Below are 20,805 nucleotides of genomic sequence, written 5' to 3'. Positions count from 1 at the left end.
AAAAGACATCCCCGCACACGCGGGAGCCAAGAAGGATCTGCTCCTAACGGGGGCCATCCCCGCACAGGCGGGAAAACCCAACAGTGGCCGAGAGTAAGCCCTGCAACCACGCCAGGACCAGGCCCACGGGCATCACCGTTTCCCCCCACGGCGCACCAGGATCGTCAGCGTCGCCCGGGCGTCACGCCGGCGCTGCGGGCTACGGAAGAGGACGGAGGAGGCCGCCACCGTGACGACGGCCCCGGTGTAGGCGAGGCCGGTCGCGGCGGAAAGGGTGGCGGCTTCCTGGAACGTGGACTCCAGAACGGTCAGCAGAACGGACACGCGGACTCCCCCTTCGGGGTTGTCGCCCGGTGGTCTTCTCCGCCGGGCGCGGTCCCATAGGTATCCGGCTTCAGAGCTGCGTCCGGCGATGTCCGGAGGAGTGGATCAGCGGTATGTTCCCAGGTCAGAAGGAGAATGAAGATGTGTCCGGAGAAGTCTTCCGCAGACAGCGGACGAAGCGGTGCCGGACAGGTGCCGACGTTCCCGGATGAGCTGAGGGCGTTATACGAAGCCGCAGGCGGTCATGCAGGGTTGGGGTACGGACGCCTGATCCAGCTCGCCGGGCAACACGGCCACAAGGTGGTGAAGCAGAATCTCAGCGACTGGTTCCTCAAGGCGCCCCCACAAGAACGGGGGCACGTCGAGTACATGATGCGGGTGCTGATCCCATTCCTGGAAGATCGTGCGGTGCTCCGTTCGCCTGGCCACGACCGGACGCCTAACGGTGTTTGGGGCCGTCGGCTGAAGGCTGCACAGTCCGTCAGGAACAGCAGGCAGGGGGGCCGTGGTTCCCGTGTTCACGCAGCCTCCCCGGGCCGCCTCCTGGGCGGGCCGTCCCAGCCCCTCCGGGATGTCCTTCCACGCGAGTTCGTGGGGCGGGAGGAGGAAGTGGCCGACATGGCGGCATTCGTCACCGGTCCCGACGTCGCCCCCGCCTACCTGTGGTGGCAGGCAGGTCCTTGGGCGGGGAAGACCGCCCTGCTGTCCTGGTTCGCGGTCCGAGAGCTGCCCGCCGGGGTGGACGTCGCGCACTACGTCATCGCGGGGCGTCTGGGCACCGACCGCCGTGACGGTTTCGTACAGGCGGTCGGGGAGCAACTGGCTGCTGCGGCGGGGAACAGGCGCTACTCTGCGGTGGATCGAAAACAGCCAACCCTCGAGCCGCTGTACGAAGCAGCGGCTCGTGAGTGCGCGGGGCGCGATCGCCGCCTGGTGCTGATCGTCGACGGGCTCGACGAGGATGCGGACGTCGGCCTGGATGGTGCGGGCATCGCCGGGCTGCTGCCGAAGGTCCCCCCGTACGGCATGCGTGTCATCGTCACCGGGCGACCTCACCCGCGCGTTCCGGTGAAGCTGGCGCCGGACCACCCGCTGCGCGACCCGGCCATCGTCAGGCGGCTGACCGACTCCCCCGCGGCCCGGGTCATCCGGGACACCGCCATGGCAGAGTTGCGCACCCTGCTCGAGGACCGCGACCTCGGCCGGCGCCTCCTGGGGTTGCTCGTCTCGGCACGAGGCGCCCTCACCGGCGCGGACCTGGGCGAACTCCTCGACATCACGCCGTACGACGTGCAGGACAAACTCCGTACTGTGGTCGGCCGATCCATGGCACCCACCCGCACCGACCTCCTTCCCCTGGACGTACGGGCAGAAGCGGAGGCCGAAGCCGGCCGGCAGACTTTCGTGCTGGCCCACAGCACACTCCACGCAACCGCGTGCGAGGCACTGGGAAAGCGTTTCCTCACCGAACGTATCCACGACCTGGACCGCTGGGCCCAGCAGTACCAGGACGAGGGCTGGCCCATGGACACCCCGAACTATCTCCTCACCGGCTACACCCGGCTGCTGCACGAGAAGGGACGCACCGAGGAACTCACGGCCCTGGTCCTCGACCCTCAGCGCCAACTCCGCCTCGCTCAACGCTCCGGGCCCGATGTCGCCCTCGCCCAACTCGACCTCATCACTTCCTCCGGCAGGGACCACTCGCCGCCGCTGGACGTGGACAAGGCGGCAGCAACTGCCGCCTCTGGGGAGATGCTGCTGGCCCACGTCCGACCCCTGCCGGCCTCCGTGGCGCGGACCATCGCCCGGCTCGGTGACACGCAGCGGGCCCGCGCGCTGGCGGGCGCGTCGGGCAATGCCGTCGACAAAGCCCTGAACCTGGCCGGTGTGGCACGCGTACTGCAGGCCATGGACGATGAGCAGGCCGCCGCCACTGCCCGCGAGGCGGGCGAGTGGGCACGTGCGGCCCTGCGGGAGACAGAGCGCCTCGGCCACGCCGCGGATACGGCGGAGGCCGCAGCAGCGCAAGCGGCCCTCGCCTTGCTGGAGACGGCCCAGCGGACGGGCAGGAACCGCGACCTCCAGCACCAGCATGAGGACGGCCTCGCTCTGCTCCGTTCCACACGCGGAACGAGTACGGGGCGCAACGAGGCCTGGGCGCAGGCCGCCCGCCTGTTGGCACCGGACCACCCGGAGCACGCGGCAGAACTCCTGGACGAGCTGGAAGAGCAGGCTGAGACGCTCGCCGCCGAAGACCCGGCCGAGGGAGGCGTCGCAGCCGGAGCCGTTCAGCTCTGGCAGACGGTGGCATCCGTAGCTCCTGATCGCGCGGACCGTCTCCACGACCGCGTCCTGGCACACGCGGCTGAAGTGTGGCAGGACGCACCCACCTTGGAGAACGTCTCCGTGATCGCCGCCGTGGCCTCGTTCGTGGCGCAGTCCCGGCCGACGCAGGCCGAGCAGCTTGTGGACGCGGCATGCCGGTACCTCGAGCGCACGCTGCACGCGGACTGCGGGCGGCTTTCGGCAGCGGATGCCTTTCATGTCGAATTCGGCTTCCGGCACACGCTGACCGTGCTCTCCCAGGCCCTCGCCGATGCCGGGGCACCACCGGAAACAGCGGCACGTGTGCTGGAGCTCGGGCAGCGCGCCCTACCTCTGGAGCCGACAGACCAGCCGGAACAATCTACCCCCGACGGGGATGGAGACCACACCTTCGCCGAGGCCGGCGCATTCGCGGACCAGGCCTTCAATCTGGCCGATCACGGCGCCGTCGATGACGCCGAACACCACCTGGAGCAGGCGCTGGCCCTCCTGCCCACGGCCGGTCCTGGAATGGACCGCACTCCCGCGTGGCTGCCGGACCTGGCGGATGCGCTCATCCGTTCCGACGCGGCCTCCAAGCCCGAGCCGCTGCTGAAGCTGGCGCGGCACCCGGCCGACCGGGTACGCGTACACGCCGCCATGGCCCTGGCCTATGCGGACTCCCGCCAACTAGCCCCAGCGCGCCACCACGCACAGGAAGCAGCCCGTGCGGCTGCCTTCGCAACCACGTCCAAGACGAGCTGGGCCTACGCCGCACAGGCGCTGGCGTGTGCGGGTGAGGCGGAACCCTCCATGAACCTCATCGTGCAGCACAAGCGTCCAGACCGTGCGGGCAGGCAGGCCGCTTGGCGAAAGGCCGACCGGGCAGCGCGCATCGCAGTCGCCGCAGAGCTCGCGACACACGACCCTGAAGCGGCGGGCGAGCTGATCCATCCACTGCTGAAGCGCCTGGACGCCGCACGGCACGCGATCCACAGCGAAGGAGCGCTGGCCTCACTGGCAGAGCTCCTCCCGGCTACTGCCCACCTGCCCTCTGCACAGCAGTCGCTCTTCGACACGATGATGGAAAGAGCGCGTGAGCAAGTAGCACGAAGCAGCCCGCAGTCCTGGAATCCCGAAAGTGTCCTCGTGGAGGCCTTCTTCCGCATCGGCACCGGAGAAGAACCCACCCGGCAGCTGGACTGGCTGGCAGGAAACCTGGCCAGCCGCGGGACCAGACTCTTTCCCACTGCCGCTCTGGCCGTACTCCACGCCGCTCTGCGCGACACCACCACCGCCCAGCGAGTAGCCACGCTGCCCGCCGCCCCACACCACAGAGCGACAGCACTGACCGCGGTGGCATCACACCTCGCACGCCTGCCCTCCCGCCCCTGCCCCGTCCCTGACCCCACCGGCACAAACTCCTTCACCCACACCATCCAGCACCTGGCCCTGAAGGTGACCCCAACCACCCGCCCCGACAACGAGACACCCATCAAGCTTCTCCACCACACCCTGACTACTGCCGGCTGGTATCACACGATCCCAACTCTGGCTCTTCTCGCCCCTGACGCGATTACCGCCGTCCGAGACATCACCGTGGCACACCTGGGCGAGTCGCAAGGCCTCCGAAACCGATGTGAGAACTCTCGAACCTGAGACAGCATCACCCTCCATGAGATAAAGCCCCACGACAGTGATCCCGCCCATCAACCTCTCGCCTCGTGACAGCGACCCACCCGCCCACAAACACCCATTGACCAGCGCCAAAACACCAGCCCCTGGACCAGCACGACCGACTCTCACCGCCACCGACACCAAACCTAGAGATCGCACCATCCCTGCGGGCGCGGGGGTGGTCCCTGAGCCTGGCCCAACCCGGGCCTGGGCAACTTCTGCTCCCCGCACCCGCGGGGATGGCCCCTTCAAGGCCGTTTACGGCGGGGGCACCATTTCCTGCTCCCCGCACCCGCGGGGATGATCCCGACGTCACCGCCGGGTCGGACCGTGGCGACGCTTGCTCCCCGCACCCGCGGGGATGATCCCCAAGGGCGAGTTCCGTGGTTCCGGTGTCGCCCCTGCTCCCCGCACCCGCGGGAATGGTCCCACGGTGGACGATGTCGAGGGCCTGCGGATCGACTGCTCCCCGCACCCGCGGGGATGGTCCCGTCCTGGATGCCGGTGAGGAACGTGCGTACCTCTGCTCCCCGCGGGCGCGGGGAGCAGGGCGAGGCACGGTGCAGCCGGTTCGGCGTCATGGGGTCATCCCCGCGGACGCGGGGAGCAGACCTTGCGTACGGAGGGCTCGGTCTCCCAGACGGGGTCATCCCCGCGGGCGCGGGGAGCAGGAGGTGACGCCGATCGCCTCGGCGATCTGTGCGGGGCCATCCCCGCGGGCGCGGGGAGCAGGGCACCGGGCGGCTGCTCCTGCCCGCCGGCGGGGGGTCATCCCCGCCGGCGCGGGGAGCAGCAGACGGTCACCTGCTGGTGTTCGGCGGCCGGGGGGGCATCCCCGCGTGCACGGGGAGCAGGAAGGATTCTCGACGTACCCGCACGGCATCCCGGGGTCATCCCCGCATACACGGGGAACAAGCCGAGCGATACAGCTCGGCGGCCAGATGCTCGGGATCATTCCCGCGTACGCAGGGAACAGACACACTCCTCCGCGAAGAAGGCCGTGTAGTCGGGGGCATCCCCGGACACGCGGGGAGCAGCAACCCGACGACCTGTCCGGCACCCCGGACATGGGGTCATCCCCGCAGGCGCGGGGAGCAGTCCATGAAGATCGGGCCCGCGGGCGCGACGTCGGGGCCATCCCCGCATACGCGGGGATGGTCCCGAGTCCCTTGTACTCGACCTCGGCCGGGAGTGCTGCTCCCCCCGGGCGCGGGGAGCAGAGCGGGGGCGGCACCTCACCGGGCGCGGTGCAGGGGTCATCCCCGCGGGCGCGGGGAGCAGTCCAGCGTTCCCTCGTCCAAGGGAACCTGCGGGGGGTCATCCCCGCGGGCGCGGGGAGCAGTGCCTGATCGACCTGGCTCCGTCCGGGCACCAGGGGTCATCCCCGCGGGCGCGGGGAGCAGAAGGTCGAAGGCATCGCGAAGAAGCCAGTCCGGGGGTCATCCCCGCGGGCGCGGGGAGCAGCCTTCTTGACCTGCGACGCTACAACGCCGTCCCGCTCTCCAGGACCACTTTCACCGAAACCGGCATACCGCTCAAACCGTCCTGCCCGTCGGCCACCGCCCCTTGTCCACCTTCTCCAGCCACCCCTTTCCAGGGTGGACAAGGGGCGCACCCCGGGCCGCAGCGGGGTGCCTCCCGGCAGGGTGGACAACACCAGGTCAGAGCACGGTTTCCCGGGTCGGCGGAACGCCGGCTACTTCCCTGGGAGACCCTGTGGAGCTGGGACCGGTCGTACCGGCCGGGTTCCGCCGGGTCCCGGAGCCGGCGCACCGGCCGTGCGAATGCTGCGCCGCCCGCCGCCGACGACGGCCAGGAGGAGAATCGGGCCGGTGACCACCCACCGCCACCCGCTGGGCGCCGGACCCGATCCCGCCGACAACCCCGAGCTGTCGCCCGGCCCGGATACGGCGCCGCGCGCCGGCCTCGCCGCCCAACACCTGCCGAGCGCCCCGGCCGCCGACGACGAGGTGGTCCTCGCCCGCCCCACCGGGCGCCGGGTCCTGGGCACCGGACCCACCGCCGGACGGTGACGGCGGCTGCGACCGCAGCGGTGAGTGGCGGCTTCTGTAGCCTGATTCCAGGTGGGCTCTGGGCCAAGGTGACGGCCGCCTGAGAACTCTCGAACCTGAGACAGCATCACCCTCCATGAGATAAAGCCCCACGACAGCGATCCCGCCCATCAACCTCTCGCCTCGTGACAGCGACCCACCCGCCCACAAACACCCATTGACCAGCGCCAAACCACCAGCCCCTGGACCAGCACGACCGACTCTCACCGCCACCGACACCAAACCGAGAGATCGCAGCCCGCTGGGTACCGGACTGACCCGTACCGACCCGACGCCTCCGGACGGCACCGGCCCCCGCAGCCGGAGCTGGCGCCGCGTGCCGGGCTTGCCGTCGAACGTCTCGGCCTCGTCCAGGCCGCCGTCGAACCACCGGTCGGCCGGGCGGCCGAACGCCGGACTCTGGGCACCGAACCCGCCTCCGTACTGTGACCACGGTTGTGACCGCAGCGGTGACACGGCGGCTGTGACATCCCCGGCCGGGCCGACCCGTGCCGGCATGCGCCCGAGCGCGGCACGCACGGCATGCGGTAGCCAGCGCTCAGGGCCGGAGCAGCAGCCGGAGGTCATACCAACGAGACCGGGGAGCGGGTCGACCGGGCCGTCGATCTTCTGCTTCCTGCTGGGCGGCGGCCTTACCGGGTCATCCGGACCGCCCAGCATGTGGCCCTTCGTCCGGCCTGGTAAGCCGGACGAAGGGCCGTCCGCCCCGTGAGGGGTGTGAGAGGGCTGCGGCGGTTACTGCTCCGCGGTCAGAGCCCAGCTGACGCTGGACGGTGCCGTCACTCGGATGCTTCCTTCGCTGCGAGCTCTCTTGAGCCGGATCTCGTTGTAGGTGCTGCTCACTTCCCTTTCCACGCACTCCAGCGGGAAGGTGAGGCCCACCGGCTCGATGGCGACTTCGAGGGTCCCCTCGCCCAGGCAGTTGACTTGCACGGCCAGCAGCCCGGCCCCGATCTCCCTGGTCAGCGGGAGTTCAGCGTTGCCATGCCTGGAGGCGACGGAAAGCAGCACCTGCCCGTCGTTGACCGGCTTCGGAGCTGTGCTGACCGTCTCACCCTCGATGTGCTCAGCCCTGCCATCGGCCGCCGTAGGCTCGGCGGAGCGCGACGTCGTCTGCTTTTCCGGAGGAGAGTTGTCCCCTTCGGTACAGCCGGTCACGACCAGAGCGGCCGCAACGGCCAGCACAGCCAGACCGCGGCGAGAGCACTGCGGGATGGAGAAGGTCAGCTCTCCCACAGGTACCAGCCCACCTTCAGCGGGGTGTAGCTGGTGATGGTCTTCTTCGTAGTGGTCTGACAGTTGCTGTAGATCTTGTAGCTGGTGCCGGTGTTCTTGAGGCGGTAGACGCCGTACTTGGCGTTCGTCGTCTTCTTCGCCGGCGTATTGACCGCGATGGTGTTGCCGAGCTTCGCAGTCAGCTTCGCCGTCAGGTTGACCTCGTACTTGCCCTCGATCTCCGCGATCATCACGGAGACACTGCTCGCCAGCCCCGCGGTGACGCTCACCCCGACCTCACCGGTGACATCGGAGACGAAGGTCGACCGCGCCACGTGGGACGTGCCGTTGTAGTTGGAGTTCGTCGGCCCCACTCCCTTGTGGTACGTGCCCCCCTTGGTCTTGGGAAGATAGACGTTCCGCGGCGAGGAGTACTCGGCATCCGGCGTGTCGAACGGAGGCTTCACCGTGACCTCGGGCTCGGGCTCGGGCTCTTCGAGGAGGTCCGCCTCCTCAGGTTCCTGCGGCGGTGCTGTGTTGACGTCTGCCGGCTCCTCGGTCGAAGCAGCGGTCGGCGCCTCATCCGCTAAGGCCGGTGTCGCTACGAACCCCGACATGACCGCGAACGCGACAACGGAACCCATGGCTCCGTTTCTGATGATGCCCACAAGGCATCCTTCCCCCACGCCACCCCCCGACGGAGTGGACTACACACAGTTCTTTCACAAAACTCTACGAGAGGACCAGGAAACGAGTATTACCTGAGCGTAATTTGAGCATTACGGATCGTATACGTCCCATCAGTGCGGCGATCCATCGGAACCACAGCGGTGACATGGCGGCTGCGATATCCCCGGCCGGGCCGGCCCGTGCCGACATGCTCCCGAGCACGCCCCTACGCGTACGGGTGAGCGCGGCACGCACGGCACGGGCCACGCACGGCACGCGTGGGCCACCGCCCGGAGCCGTCGAAGGACACCCGGGGCCGATCCACCGGCCCCGGGAACGAGCAACGGGTTGTTCTGGCCCCGCCAGGTGTTCGCGGCGACTGCCTGCCCGTCCGTGTACGGCGTTCTCCGGGGTGAACACAGCCGCGCCGGGAGCCGGCTGACGTACACACAGAAGCGCGTCAGGGGTGGTGGAAGCGGTGCTCCAGCTGTCGATGGGGCTTCCGCTGCTTGTTGAACTCCTCGCTCTGGCCCGCCCGCGTACGGTCGAGGACGTCGACGCCGACGGGAACCTCGCCGATATGGCCATCGAGCGGTTCGTGCAATGGATCACCGGCCCGGAAAAGCGTGATGCCGTACGGGCGGGTGCGCTGGCGCTGCAGCTGAACGAAGACGTCTTCACCGCCGCAGCAGGGCCCGGGCTAGTGACCTGAGTCAGAGATTCGCTGGCAGTAGCTGGCGACTTTGTCGAGGATCTCGTCGGCGGTCTTGGTCCAGATGAAGGGCCGTGGGTGGTCGTTCCAGTCTGAGACCCAGGCCCGGATGTCGCGTTCGAGTGCTGGGACGGAGCGGTGGATGCCGCGTTTGAGCTTCTTCTGCGTGAGCTCGGCGAACCATCGCTCCACCAGGTTCAGCCAGGACGAGCTGGTGGGTGTGAAGTGCAAGTGGAACCGAGGGTGGGCCAGCAGCCACTTCTTGACCGCCGGTGTCTTGTGGGTCGCGTAGTTGTCGAGGATCAGGTGCACCTCGAGACCGGCCGGTACTTCCTTATGAAGCTTGGCAAGGAACCGCTTGAATTCGGCTGCCCGATGACGCCGGTGCAGCGAGCCGATCACCCTGCCGGTCGCCACTTCCAGAGCCGCGAACAAGGTGGTGGTGCCGGCACGGATGTAGTCGTGGCTTCGGCGTTCGGGGACGCCCGGCATCATCGGAAGCACGGGCTGGGACCGGTCCAGGGCCTGGATCTGCGACTTCTCGTCCACGCACAGGACCAGCGCTCTTTCCGGCGGATCCAGGTAGAGGCCCACGACATCGCGGACCTTGTCGATGAAGAACGGGTCCGTGGACAGCTTGAACGTCTCAGACCGGTGCGGCGCGAGGGCGAACGCCCGCCAGATCCGGGAGACCGCCGACTGCGACATGCCCGTAGCGGCCGCCATCGACCGGGTCGACCAATGGGTGGCATTCTTCGGCCTCTCCTCAAGTGTCTTGACGATGACCCGCTCGACGTCAGCGTCACTGATCTTCCTCGGGGCACCCGACCGCGGTTCGTCGGACAGACCGTCCAGGCCACGTTCGATGAACCGCCGCCGCCAGGTACGGACCGTGTCCGCAGCAACATTCAGCCGACGCGACACCTCCAGAATCGAGTGCCCCTCCGCGCACTCCAGCACGATCCTCGAGCGCTGAGCCAGAGCCTGGGCCGTCGTGCGACGACGAACCCAGCCCTCCAGCACAGCCCGCTGGGCATCGGTCACCGACAACGGCGGAATTTCCGGACCCGGACGACTCATGAACAACCAACGACGAACCTGCGACTCAGGTCACTAGTAGTGCTTCGTTAGGTCTGCCATCTGCGAGGGCGCGATTGGTGTCTACGATGAGGTCATGGTGACCATCGAGGTAGCTTCGGTCGCAAACGAGGATGAACTGCATCGTCTGCTTCAGCGAGAGTTCGACTTTCCGGACTTCTATGGTCGGAACTGGAACGCCTTCTGGGACGCTGTCAGCGGCCTTGTTTTCATCCCTGAGCATGTACGTTTCATGGGTTGGGAGCTGTTGGCTGAGCGCGTACCGGGTGGGGCGACGATGCTGACCGATTGCCTTGATCGTTACCGCGACCTCTATCGGCCGGGTCTTCGGGTGGAGTACCTGTAGCCGCGACGTTTACCCGTCTGCACCGGCAGATCTCGGCCGCAGGTGGTGCAGGTGCCGGTCCAGCTCTTCAGTAGGTCCTGGAGGGCGTCCAGGACCTGGTAGAGGGTCAGGCCGGCGTGTGGACTTTTGGGTCAAGCCGCCTGAGGGTGAGGAAGGCTTGGGCGGCGGTGACGAGGGTGACGTGGTGGTGCCAGCCGCGCCAGGTGCGTCCCTCGAAGTGGTCCAGGCCGAGACCGTGCTTGAGCTCGCGGTAATCGTGTTCGATTCGCCAGCGCATCTTCGCCCACCGCACCAGCTCGGCGACGGGTGTCTCGGGCGGCAGGTTCGATATCCAGAAACCCGTAGGGGTCTCCTGGCCAGCAGGCCACTCGACCAGGACGGTGGAAGTGGGCAGGACTCCATCCCATTGGTTGCGTCCGCCGCCTGCGGCTTGGGCGGCGGCCAGGGACTGTTTGCCCGTCGTCCGAAGAGCCAGGACCGCGAACCGTGAGGTCATCGGCCCTTTACTGCCCTGGCGCCAGGCCACCTCGGTGAAGTGGCCGGCGGCAGCGGCCTCGGCCGCATGGAGAGAGAGCTCGCGGCGCCGTCCGGTATCGGGGAAGCGTCGGCGGGCCAAGTCCTCCGTAATCCGGCTGGCAGGGCTCGATGTTCAGCTCATGGGCGACTTCCTTCCCGGTCAGTGCCAGCACATAGGACATGCCGCGCTCCTGAAGGCCGTGACGGAAGGGGGTGCTGACGCCGTAACCCGCATCCGCGACCACGACCGGGGCTCTCAGCCCCCACTCGGTCACGTTGTCCAGCAGCCCGAGCGCGAGACGCCATTTCTCCTGGTGGACGGTGCCGTCCGGGATGCCGGCCCGGCGGCAGCGGCCCGGCTCGTCCGTCCACTCCCGCGGCAGATACAACTGCCAGTCCAACGGACACGACGCCGTATCGGTCGCGGCGTGGATACTGACCGCGACCTGGCAGTTCGCCCGCTTCCCCAGGGCTCCGCAGTACTGACGTGCCACCCCGGCAGAGGCCCAGCCGCACTTGGGAAACGACACGTCGTCGATCACCCACACCTGTGGCGTGATCGCCTCGGACAGTCTCCGGGCGATCCGCCGCCGCACCGGCAACGGATCCCACGGCGACTGGTTCACGAACTGCTGCAGGGCCTGCATGTTCCCGTCCGGCAACCGCTCGGCCATCGGCTGGATCGACTTACGCCGACCGTCCAGCATCAGGCCCCGCAGATAACAGGCACCCCACCGCCGCTGATCCTGCCGCGGCAACGACCCGAACACATCACCCACGAACTTTGCCAACGCACCCCGGAGCCGCTCGACATCCCCCAGCTTCACACCACAAAGATGCCCACCACTAGGCAAGATCACTCAAGGTAACGAAGCACTACTAGGCGCGTTCAAACCACGCCCCTGTGATCGGTTCAGCCTCGGGTGACCTGCACATCCCGGTACTTAAAGGTGATCATTTGCCCGCCACCGATGCCGGTGTCGATTCTAGTGACTTGCGGATACGTGAACTTGTAGTGGGCCAGCGCATGGTCGGCATAGTCACGTGGAATCATGGTGACGTACCCTTGCACCGGCTCTTTGGGGTCGCCCTGCGCCGCCAGCCACTTATCGACGAGGGGAGAACGTACGTCACCCCGGGCGAAAGTTACTTGTTGGTCGGTGATGGTGAGGCCGCTCTTGGTCAGGTCCTCGGCGTGGACTCCGTTTACGCCGAATGCAATACCTTTGGAAGCCATGACGGGGTCCATGAGGCCGCTGCCGCGGAAGGCGGTTGCCTCGGAGGCCCGGGTAGGCGATGACGTGCTCGCGGCGGCCGGGATGGTAAGGGCGCTCAGGAGACCGACGGACAGTATGCCCGCAATAGCCAGCGGTGCTAAGGAACGCCCGGGACGAGACTGACGAGACATTGAAATCTCCCGTTTCAGTAGGTGCTGTGGGGTTTCAAAGCTACTGACATGACGGCCCGGAGTCGTCATCCTTCGGAGGGAACCTATGTGTAGCTCACATGGGGGACCGAGCCCACTCGTCCCGGGGGTCGGGCATCTAGTACTCCAGCTGTAGATCGTGATCTTCATGTCTGGGATTCGGCCTGTCGCCGGTAATGGCTGGTGCGGGACCGAGCTTGATGGCGACGTCGCCAGTCGGACCAGCCGAGCCGGTGGGCTGCGTCGTGGACCGGCTGGACGACGAGCGTGATGAACAGACGCTGGATCTCGTTGCAGGACAGCGGGACCAGGTCGTCCGGCGTGGGCCGGTGTGCGTGTTCGTCGGCGCGGACGACGGCGAGGAAGGCGTGGGCCAGCATCGCGAGGGTGACCCAGCGGGCCCATGAGGGGTAGCGGCGGACCTGGTGCTCATCCAGCCTGGCCAGCCCCTTCTCACTCTGGAAGGTTTCCTCCACCCGCCATCTGGATCCAGCGACCCGCACCAGCTCGGTCAGCGGCACCAGCCGGGGTGAGAAGCAGCGGTAGTAGGCGAGTTCGCCGGTGGCGCGGTTGCGGCGGATCAGTAACTGGTGGTGGCCCGGGCCGGGGTCGGCCAGGTCGATGACGGCACAGTCGTAGTAGCGGTGCCCTTTTGCGCCTCGTCCGGCCGAGAGCTTCTGCCAGGCCCGTTTCGGCAGCCTCGCTGCCAGGGCATCGGCGCGGAACTTCCCCGCGCTGGTGGGGACTTCGGCCGAGCAGGCCACCGCGAGGACGTAGCCGATGCCGCGTTCCTGCAGAGCCGTGCGGAGTTTCGGGTTGCCGCCGTAGACCTCGTCCCCGGTGACCCAGCCGACGTGGTGTCCGGCGTCCAGGAACCGCTCGATCATCGTGCGGGCCAGTTCCGGCTTGGTCGCGAAGACGGTGTCCTCGCCGAGTCCCGCGGCCCGGCAGCGGTCCGGGTCGCAGGTCCAGGAGCGCGGGATGTACAGCTCCCGGTCCACCGCCGCGTGTCCCCGCGCGCCCGCATAGACGAGGTAGACCGCGACCTGGGAGTTCTCAATCCTGCCGGCGGTGCCGGTGTACTGGCGCTGGACCCCGACCGTGTGGGTCCCCTTCTTCACGTCACCGGTCTCGTCGACAACCAGCACCGCGGCCTCGTCATGGAGATGCTCGACGACGTATTCGCGCACGTCATCGCGGACGGCATCGGCATCCCAGACGGCCCGGCACAGCAGATGCTGCATGCCGTGCGGGCTGGTCTCCCCGGCCCACTCCGCGATCGTCCAGCAATTCTTGCGCGGCAGGCCCGACAGCAGCCCCCGCACCAAGTCCCGCACCCGACGCCGGGGTTCGACCCGCGCGAACCGGCTCGCTATCCGGGACATCACGGCCTCGAACGCCTCCTGCCAGCGGGCAGGGTCTACGCTGTGCCCAGCGGCCACCGTATGATCGTTAGTCTTCACACACCGATGATCAGCGGTGGCCGTGGCCTTCCCGCAGCCGGTCCCCCGGCAAGATCGCGTGCACCAGGTCGCGCTGATACCAGGTGCCTGGCTTACCGCCGAGGTGGGCCGGGTCGGCGGGGCCGATGGGGACGAACCCGGCTTTGGTCAGCACCTTTTGGGACGCGGTATTCTGGCGGACGGTGGCCGCTCGCAGTGTGCGCAACCGGTACTGGGCCGCCGCCAGTTGGCACAGCTCCCGGACGGTTGTGGTCGCCACGCCTCGGCCGGCGATGTGCTGCGCGACCCGGTAGCCGAGTTCCGCGGTGTGGTCTTCGATGTCGACCAGATTGAACCTGCCGAGTACCGAGCCGTCCTCGGCGACGAGCACGTGGAAGGCGCAGATGCCAGCCTCCTGCTCAGTCAACAAAGCGTTGTACCGGTCGGTGAACTGGTCGAAGAAGTCGTCGCCGCGGTCGGGGACCGAGGCAGCGAAGTAGGCGCGGTTCGCCAGCTCGAAGGCCAGGACCACCGGGGCATGGCCGGCATGCAGCCGCTGCAACTCGGGCATTGCCCAACTCTACCCAGATGGTGCGCCGAGGCCACCTGGTCTCCTCCAGCGCAGACAGCCCCGAGCAAGGCACATAACAATCTACGGCTGGAGTACTATCCTCAAGTCTTGGTGGCTCCTGTGGAAGCTCCGCTGCGGCACCACCCGGATCACAGCCGCTGTTCGTGCCGTCGTTGCCCTCGAACTCGCCACCTGAGCAGGATGGTAAGGGCTACCTGCACCGAGCTCGCCGACACGGTGACAGTCCGCTCGCAGGCTTGCATGCCATGACGACGCGGATAGCGGGAGATCAGGTGCTCCATCCGTGGACCCGCACGACCAGGAACGCATCGTACGCGGTCCCCGAAGACCTGCCGCATTTGCAAACCCTCGCCGACACCCAAGTCCACCCCTCGCACGCGCCGTACCGGCTCAACGTGACACTCCCGCCGGAACCGTTCATCGGCCCCCACGACGCGCCCCTGGTCATGCTGCTGGCTAACCCAGGTGTGAGCGACGCAGACCCGGCCGCCTACGCCCGGCCCGGCGCGATGCCGGTGGTCGTGAAGCTGGGCGTATGGATCTCCAACACACATCACCGGTGACTCTCAGGACCAGATCAACGAGCGGAACTCCCGCACGCTTTGCCGCGTGCCGCGCTCTGACCGCCTCCGAGTTCTCGATCACTCTGCCGTCCCTGCCGAACGCCGCGACCGAGGCCGGAATCAACCAGGCCGCGCAGGCGACAACGAGCACGGCCCCAAGCACTACCAGCCGCGCCCGCGCCACAGACATCCGGGCCACTACCGCACCACTCCTTCACGGATCTGTTCTTGCCATCCGTCAAGGAGAACGGCTGTATCCGTTCGAAGTAGCTGTGCTGCGAGGTGAAAGTGGAGTCATTGTCAAGAGTTGTGGATCAGGTGAGGTAGCTCAGGCTGCACTGAGCTCGGGACGCTCAACGAGTTGGCTGAAGCGCGCACGGGCCCGGACCAGGGCGACGAGGTGGGGCGCGATACCGGGGATCACTCGGTGTGCCTCGCCTGTCGCCACGCAGGTCCGGGCGCACTTCGCCGCCGCCGGGCACGGGCTCCTGGGGCTTGTCAGCTGGCGGCGGTCCCGACTCCGGATGAGGGCGTCAGCGTTACAGTGCTTATGGTCGTCGCCAACAGGCGTGCCAGCATCCGGACATGGTCGGCCCCGAGGTACGACTACGGCGCGTGATGACCTGCGTAGCCGAAGGAGGAGGAGAAGTGGCGACATCAAGACTCGCCGATTGTGTGCCCTTGGACCTGTTCGGCATCACGTGCGTCCGGGGGCTCTCGCCTGATGAGGTGGTCTCCCGGCTGGATGTCGCCGGTCAGGCTCCGTACCCGCAATTTACGGACGAGGAGGCAATCCAGCATTTCGGGCACGGCTTCGAAACATCCGCAGTGCGAGTGTGTGACAGCGGGGAATGGACCATCCTCCTGGATGTCGAAGCCCACGGGCGGCTGCTGCAGGCCCCCGTGCTTACACGCCTGTCGGTGGGGACCGAGGCGGTTTCGGTCTGGAAACTGCTGGACAGTACTACCCAGATCTCACATGCGGGTGATGGGCAGCTCCTGGCCCACTTCAACGCCTGGACGTTTGAGCCGGCAGAGGGCATCGACGCGTCGCGCCTCAACCGTGCTCTGAGCGACGTCGGTTTCTTTCTCGAGGAGAACTGGGAATCCGACGAATGGTCCGTGCCCCATAGTGCGCTGCTAGCGTTGGAGCGGGAGTTCGGCCTAGTGCTGTCACCTGAGATCGCCCGTGGCCCACTGCCGACGGTCAGCCTCCAGCACGTGCAAGGCTGACCGCCGATCGGTTTGTCTGCTGATGCAGTGAGCCGTCAGAAGGTGATGCTCAGCCAGAACGGATCGTTGTCTGCCAGCCGCTGGCTCACGACGAAACTGCCGTAGGTACCTCCCAGGTCTGTGTTGAGACTCCTGGGGATGTGTCCGCGCACGCATTTTTCGCTGCCGGTGACAGTTCCGACAGTGGTCACGGTGGGCCAGTCCGTGGCCAAGTCACCGCTGGTATCTGCGCGAACTGCGGTTACCTGTGCGCAGTCCTTGCCGTGGGTGATGCCATTGAGGGCGCCGCTTTCGTAGTTGCCGGCGAAGGGGAACTCGTCGCAGGAATCGTCCTGCACGTTGGGGTCCTTGGTGAACTTGGAGGTTCCGCAGATGATGTTCCGGTTCCCCGCCTGCTGAGTATCACCCTTCAGGCGGTGGAGGGGCTGGCCGGTGCCGCGCAGTCCCCAGTGGCCGGAGAGGTTCTTCTGGGCCCATTCGATCATGTCGGCGGACGCGCCGTACTGGGATCGGGGGAGGCGCAGCGTCGGGGTGTACCAGGGCACCACGCAACCGCCATTGTTGGGGAGGGAGATCTTGTTGTCGCAGCGCACTTCGGCGCCGCCCCATTTGATCGGCGGCAGCAGGTCGATGGCGTCGGGTGCGCCGATGGAGAGCTGGTAGTCGAGGTCGATGTAGTCGTAGCCGGTGGACGGCTGGTCGGTGAGGGTGTAGGTCTTCGTGAGGTTCTGGCCAACGCGGATGGGGGCCAGGGCCCAGGGCTTCGTGCTTTTAGGGGTGCAGGTGGAGGAACAGTTGGTCGTCCACGAAACACCCAGGTTGGGAGGCAGTGTTCCGGTGGAGGACAGCATGGTGATCTGGTCGGTCTCGGTCCACTGTAGGCTGTTCGTGGCTAAGTCCAGTTGCTGCGCGGTTGCGAACAGGGCGGTGCCGAGCACCTTGTTGTTGCTGTCCCTGTAGGTGTACTTCACATCCGGGTAGATCTGGCACTGCATGGTCCGGGTGGCGTACCAGGAGCCGTCCCCTCGTCACCGGTGCATTCATTGACCGGCAGCGGAACATCCAGCACCGCGGACTCAGACGCCCCGTGTGGTTCAACATGTGCGCTCTTGCGGAGGGCGGCCTCGCCCTCCGCAGATGAGAGCCAGGTCAGACAGTTGTACGAGCGAGCCACGCCGGGGGTGCGTATAGCCCGTTCCCCGGCCTTTTTGCAGTCTTCCTCGCTGGGGCCGGACCGACTGCCCCTGCTGTCCCGGCGCTCCTTGTCCAGCGGAGAGGAGACGTCACTGATGGTGGGCGTTGAGAGTCGTTCAGGGGTGTCTGCGGCGGAGGCCGTAGGCTGAACGGCCACCCCCGCGAGGAGCGCGGTCGCGGCCAGGGCAGGCAGGAGGATGCGTCTTATCATGGAGTGCCTTTCGCGCAGCACCGCACTGCCGCTGGGGAGGTCCAGCGGCTCTGAGGTGCGGGAGATCCGCTACATGATCGCAACGCAGTCAGGCATGGACAAGACAATTCATCAGGCGGAAAAAGTTTGGCTTTAACTGCGACCCCCGAGAGCAACACTGTGCGGGTCGGGCGGGCTGGTGAGTAATTGTCAGGACCTGTCGATCAGTTGAGGTGAATCACGCTGTGAGGGTCTCGTCCCGTTCGACGAGGAGGCCGTTCTCGAAGCGGGCGTCGGCTCGGACGAGGGCGACGAGGTGTGGTGACTGCTCGCCAGCGGGCATGGGCGGACTCAACGAGTTTGAAGACCATCGCGAGGGCAGCGGCCGGGCTGCCAGCGCTGCGGGTGAGTTCGGTCCGAAGCTTCACGGTGGAGAAGGTCTACTCGATCGGATTCGTCGTCTTCAGATGGACCCAGTGCTCGGCGGGGAAGTCGTAGAACGCCAGCAGCTCGTCGACCTCGCCGGTGATCTTCTTGACGGCCTTGGGGAACTTCGCCCCGTACGCCTTCTCGAACGCGGAGACCGCCTTCTCCGCGTGCGCACGGTCCTCGGTGTTGTATATCTCCTCCAGAGCCTTCTTCGCGCCGGGCTGCGCGGACTTCGGCAGCGCGTTCGCGACGTTCCTTGTTTGTGAACCCAACACCTCTGATGCTTGGCCTGCACAAACACCTCAGCCAGCGCCCTCCACCGGCCTATCGCACCGCCGCCGACCACGAGCATCGGATCGCGCATCCCGCGCCGCTGACAGTCGCGCAGCAGGTCCGCCCAGGACTCGGTGGACTCGCGCAGGACTCTCGGTGATCACGACGAGTTCCTTGGTGCCGTCGACGTGAACGCCCATCAGGACCAGGAGGCAGGAGTCGTCTGGGACAAGCGGATCTTGGGATGGACGCCGTCGGCCCAGACGTAGACGTAGTCGGATCCGGCCAAGTCACGGCGCTGGAACTCGGCGTGGTCGGCGGTCCACTGCTGCGTCAGCCGGATCACCGTGGCCGACGACAGGCCGGCCGAGGAGCCCAGGAACTGTTCCATCGCGGGCACGAAGTCGCCCGACGACAGGCCGTGGAGTATAGAGCAGCGGCAGCACCTCGCTGATCTTCGGGGACTTCCGGCCCCACGGCGCCAGGATCTTCGAGGAGAACCGCTGACGTTCACCCGTCGTTTCATCGACCCGCTTGTCGTTCACGCGCGGGACGGCCACCTCGACCGGCCCAGCAGCCATGGTCACGGTCCGCGGCCGGTGCCGGCCGTTGCGGACCACCAGTCGGCGACCGGCCTCGTCACGCTGCCCGGCGAGCTCGGCTATGTACTGGTCCACCTCCGCCTCCAGAGCGGCGGCCAGCATCCGCCGAGCACCCTCGCGGACGATCTTGACGATCAGGGAACCGGCCTCGGTGGTGCCGTCTTCATTGACTACGATGAGCACGGGCGTGCCTTCCCAACCCGCGTTCGCAGCGCGGGCCTACTCGGTGACTTGACGATCCCTCACTCGGGAAGGTACGCCCTTCGCGCGTCCTCCAGAGGAGCTGATCCACAAGTCCTGAGCATTGCTCCGCCCCAGACCAGGCTGGCCGTTACGTCGATGCCGTCTTCTCTGCGCGAGCGGGAGTGAACCGGACGTTCAGGTCGTCATGGGGCATGAGCGGGTGGGTGCTCTCCGTGCGAGCGGAGGTGAACCGCGACTGTTCGGCCCGTAGAGCGCGAGCCGACGGGCACCGCATCGGACTCGCACCTGGCGCGGCTCGTCCCGCAGGCCGGGCCGCGGCTCGTCCTACCGCAACTGCCGGTCGTGAACTGGCCGGAGCCCTCCGCCGCCCACGAACGAGAAGACCAGTGGTTCGGGCTCCACTGGAAGACCCGAACCCTCGTGGCGTGGGCGGACGGACGCCCGTTCGCCTGGGTCGACGACGAGATCACCGACGCCGATCGGGACTGGGTGTCCACCCGCCACCTCGCGCCAGCCCTCCTCCATCGCATTGCGTCGTCCCACGGCCTCACCGACCAGGACTTCGCAGTCCTTGATCAATGGCTACGGCTGAATTGAGGCTCTCCGCGATGATCCACAGAATTTGACAATTGCTCCTGACCCCCCGGCCGGCCCGCCTGCCGGGCATCTTCGCCTCGGCCCTGCGCGGCTGAGCCGGCAAAGCATCCATGTCAGGAACGCAGGGCCGGGACTGCTGCAAGTCAGGTGCCACAGCGGAACCGTCTCTGGCAGGATCACCCCATGACGTTCTACAGAAAGACTCATGCCGCGTAGACGGCCCGGGCGTGTCCGCGCCGAGCAATGCCCGCGGCATCGGCTTACCTATCAACCCCCTATTGCCGGCCTGTCCCCGCCTGCTCTTGCCGAAGTTGCCAGGGTCGAGAGGAGCCGGAACTACCTGTGGCCTGGCGTCACAGCCGAGTCCGTGAGGATTTGGCGAGAGTTCGTGCGGGACCCGTACCGCAATCTCTGGAGTGAGTACGAGGACGGCGGCTGCGGAGTGTGGGAATGCTGCGGCAGCCCCTTCGAAGCACGGGAGTTCCTGGAGGCCGTGATACACGGCATGTCCCGGCGCCGGGCTCGCGAGCTTCGATTTGTCGTAGACCAACTCGACAACTCGTACTGAGCGAGTTCAGGTTAAACGGCAAGCTCAGAAGCCGTTGTTGTACCAATCTTGGTGAGTATGGGTTCGAACGCGGCGGCTCGGTCGGGCGATCTTCGGTCCGTCCGTGCATGAAGGCAGGGCCTCTGATGCAGCTCGGGGTTGTCGAGACCTCGAGCGCACCAGGAGGCCCTACCGACGACATCTCGGCACCTCCACCGCAGAGACAACACACCTCGTCTCTGCGGCCGAAAAACCGACTATGCCTGACCAGCGCAAACGCACCCGTCACTCTCGGAAAAACAACGGCCTCCCAGTAGCTCGAACCAGATCCGGAGGGCGTGCCCCGGTGTACAAGCGCGTGAGACATGAGGGGCTTCCGGTGCCGATCGTGGCGGCGGGACGCACTGCGTGGTGTGCGAGAACGCGATGAAGCCCCGCCGTGCTCTGGCGAGGCTTCATCCTGCGAGGGTGAGGCAGGCTACTGAGCCTTTTCCATCTTGATCAGGTGGCGAGTTCGAGTGCGACGACGGCACGGACGACGGTGGTGATCCGGGTGGTGCTGCAGCGGAGTTTCCGC

Annotated in this window: 15 protein-coding genes, 3 pseudogenes and 1 CRISPR repeat array; of the genes and pseudogenes, 8 read left to right on the top strand and 10 right to left on the bottom strand. The window is 67.0% G+C overall.

Annotated elements, in window-relative coordinates:
- Positions 1–132 precede the first annotated feature (132 nt).
- Entirely contained in the window at positions 133–324 is a 192-nt protein-coding gene (locus ACF1FZ_RS33760; RefSeq protein ID WP_325747338.1) for a hypothetical protein, read from the bottom strand.
- Positions 325–942: 618 nt separating this feature from the next.
- Between ACF1FZ_RS33760 and ACF1FZ_RS33755 the strand changes: the two genes are divergently transcribed.
- Entirely contained in the window at positions 943–4,290 is a 3,348-nt protein-coding gene (locus tag ACF1FZ_RS33755) for a hypothetical protein (protein ID WP_391777187.1), read from the top strand.
- Between the two features lie 1,209 nt (positions 4,291–5,499).
- Positions 5,500–5,772: direct repeats of the CRISPR family, unit length 29 nt; unit sequence GGGGTCATCCCCGCGGGCGCGGGGAGCAG.
- Positions 5,773–6,140: 368 nt separating this feature from the next.
- Positions 6,141–6,341 carry a hypothetical protein gene (locus tag ACF1FZ_RS33750; protein ID WP_391777186.1) on the top strand — a complete coding sequence of 67 codons (201 nt, stop codon included), beginning with the start codon at positions 6,141–6,143 and terminating at the stop codon, positions 6,339–6,341.
- Positions 6,342–7,115: 774 nt separating this feature from the next.
- Here the strand turns inward: ACF1FZ_RS33750 and ACF1FZ_RS33745 are convergent.
- The gene (locus ACF1FZ_RS33745; protein WP_391777185.1) at positions 7,116–7,616 is read right to left on the bottom strand and encodes a hypothetical protein; all 501 of its coding nucleotides are present in this window, start codon (positions 7,614–7,616) and stop codon (positions 7,116–7,118) included.
- Complete coding sequence (locus ACF1FZ_RS33740) at positions 7,604–8,263, bottom strand: hypothetical protein (protein WP_391777184.1); 660 nt, start codon at positions 8,261–8,263, stop codon at positions 7,604–7,606. Before ACF1FZ_RS33740 ends, ACF1FZ_RS33745 begins: the two co-directional genes overlap by 13 nt.
- Before the next feature lie 467 nt (positions 8,264–8,730).
- On the opposite strand from ACF1FZ_RS33740, the gene ACF1FZ_RS33735 reads away from it, so the two are divergent.
- Positions 8,731–8,976 carry a hypothetical protein gene (locus ACF1FZ_RS33735; RefSeq protein ID WP_391777183.1) on the top strand — a complete coding sequence of 82 codons (246 nt, stop codon included), beginning with the start codon at positions 8,731–8,733 and terminating at the stop codon, positions 8,974–8,976.
- On the opposite strand, the gene ACF1FZ_RS33730 is transcribed toward ACF1FZ_RS33735, so the two are convergent.
- Entirely contained in the window at positions 8,965–10,056 is a 1,092-nt protein-coding gene (locus tag ACF1FZ_RS33730) for an IS630 family transposase (protein WP_391777182.1), read from the bottom strand. The genes ACF1FZ_RS33735 and ACF1FZ_RS33730 overlap by 12 nt on opposite strands.
- Positions 10,057–10,150: 94 nt before the next feature.
- Between ACF1FZ_RS33730 and ACF1FZ_RS33725 the strand changes: the two genes are divergently transcribed.
- Positions 10,151–10,420 (top strand): barstar family protein, encoded by a 270-nt coding sequence (locus ACF1FZ_RS33725; protein ID WP_391777181.1) that lies wholly within the window; start codon positions 10,151–10,153, stop codon positions 10,418–10,420.
- Between the two features lie 106 nt (positions 10,421–10,526).
- Here the strand turns inward: ACF1FZ_RS33725 and ACF1FZ_RS33720 are convergent.
- From ACF1FZ_RS33720 to ACF1FZ_RS33705, 4 genes and pseudogenes are all read right to left on the bottom strand, one after another.
- Positions 10,527–11,763, bottom strand: a pseudogene (locus tag ACF1FZ_RS33720) (IS701 family transposase).
- Positions 11,764–11,849: 86 nt separating this feature from the next.
- Positions 11,850–12,173 carry a hypothetical protein gene (locus tag ACF1FZ_RS33715; RefSeq protein WP_391777180.1) on the bottom strand — a complete coding sequence of 108 codons (324 nt, stop codon included), beginning with the start codon at positions 12,171–12,173 and terminating at the stop codon, positions 11,850–11,852.
- Between the two features lie 335 nt (positions 12,174–12,508).
- On the bottom strand, positions 12,509–13,747 hold the full coding sequence (locus tag ACF1FZ_RS33710) for an IS701 family transposase (protein ID WP_391777194.1): 1,239 nt from the start codon (positions 13,745–13,747) through the stop codon (positions 12,509–12,511).
- 88 nt (positions 13,748–13,835) lie between these two features.
- Positions 13,836–14,375, bottom strand: coding sequence for a GNAT family N-acetyltransferase (locus tag ACF1FZ_RS33705; protein ID WP_391777179.1), 540 nt, complete (start codon positions 14,373–14,375; stop codon positions 13,836–13,838).
- A gap of 266 nt (positions 14,376–14,641) precedes the next feature.
- Between ACF1FZ_RS33705 and ACF1FZ_RS33700 the strand changes: the two genes are divergently transcribed.
- Positions 14,642–14,959, top strand: a complete 318-nt coding sequence (locus tag ACF1FZ_RS33700; protein WP_391777178.1) for a hypothetical protein — start codon at positions 14,642–14,644, stop codon at positions 14,957–14,959.
- Positions 14,960–15,640: 681 nt separating this feature from the next.
- Positions 15,641–16,192: a DUF6461 domain-containing protein gene (locus tag ACF1FZ_RS33695; RefSeq protein WP_391777177.1), complete on the top strand. Its 552-nt coding sequence runs from the start codon at positions 15,641–15,643 to the stop codon at positions 16,190–16,192.
- A gap of 35 nt (positions 16,193–16,227) precedes the next feature.
- Here the strand turns inward: ACF1FZ_RS33695 and ACF1FZ_RS33690 are convergent, their stop codons facing one another.
- Together ACF1FZ_RS33690 and ACF1FZ_RS33685 are read right to left on the bottom strand one after the other, a co-directional pair.
- Entirely contained in the window at positions 16,228–17,187 is a 960-nt protein-coding gene (locus ACF1FZ_RS33690; protein ID WP_391777176.1) for a hypothetical protein, read from the bottom strand.
- Between the two features lie 627 nt (positions 17,188–17,814).
- Positions 17,815–19,063: pseudogene (locus tag ACF1FZ_RS33685) on the bottom strand (IS256 family transposase).
- 333 nt (positions 19,064–19,396) lie between these two features.
- On the opposite strand from ACF1FZ_RS33685, the pseudogene ACF1FZ_RS33680 reads away from it, so the two are divergent.
- A pseudogene (locus ACF1FZ_RS33680) lies at positions 19,397–19,681 on the top strand (hypothetical protein); the annotation flags it as partial.
- A gap of 367 nt (positions 19,682–20,048) precedes the next feature.
- Complete coding sequence (locus ACF1FZ_RS33675) at positions 20,049–20,249, top strand: hypothetical protein (protein WP_391777175.1); 201 nt, start codon at positions 20,049–20,051, stop codon at positions 20,247–20,249.
- Positions 20,250–20,805: the final 556 nt, after the last annotated feature.

This window comes from Streptomyces sp. NPDC014623, assembly GCF_043088245.1.
Taxonomy (GTDB): domain Bacteria; phylum Actinomycetota; class Actinomycetes; order Streptomycetales; family Streptomycetaceae; genus Streptomyces.
This window is presented reverse-complemented; position numbering and strand designations above follow the sequence as displayed.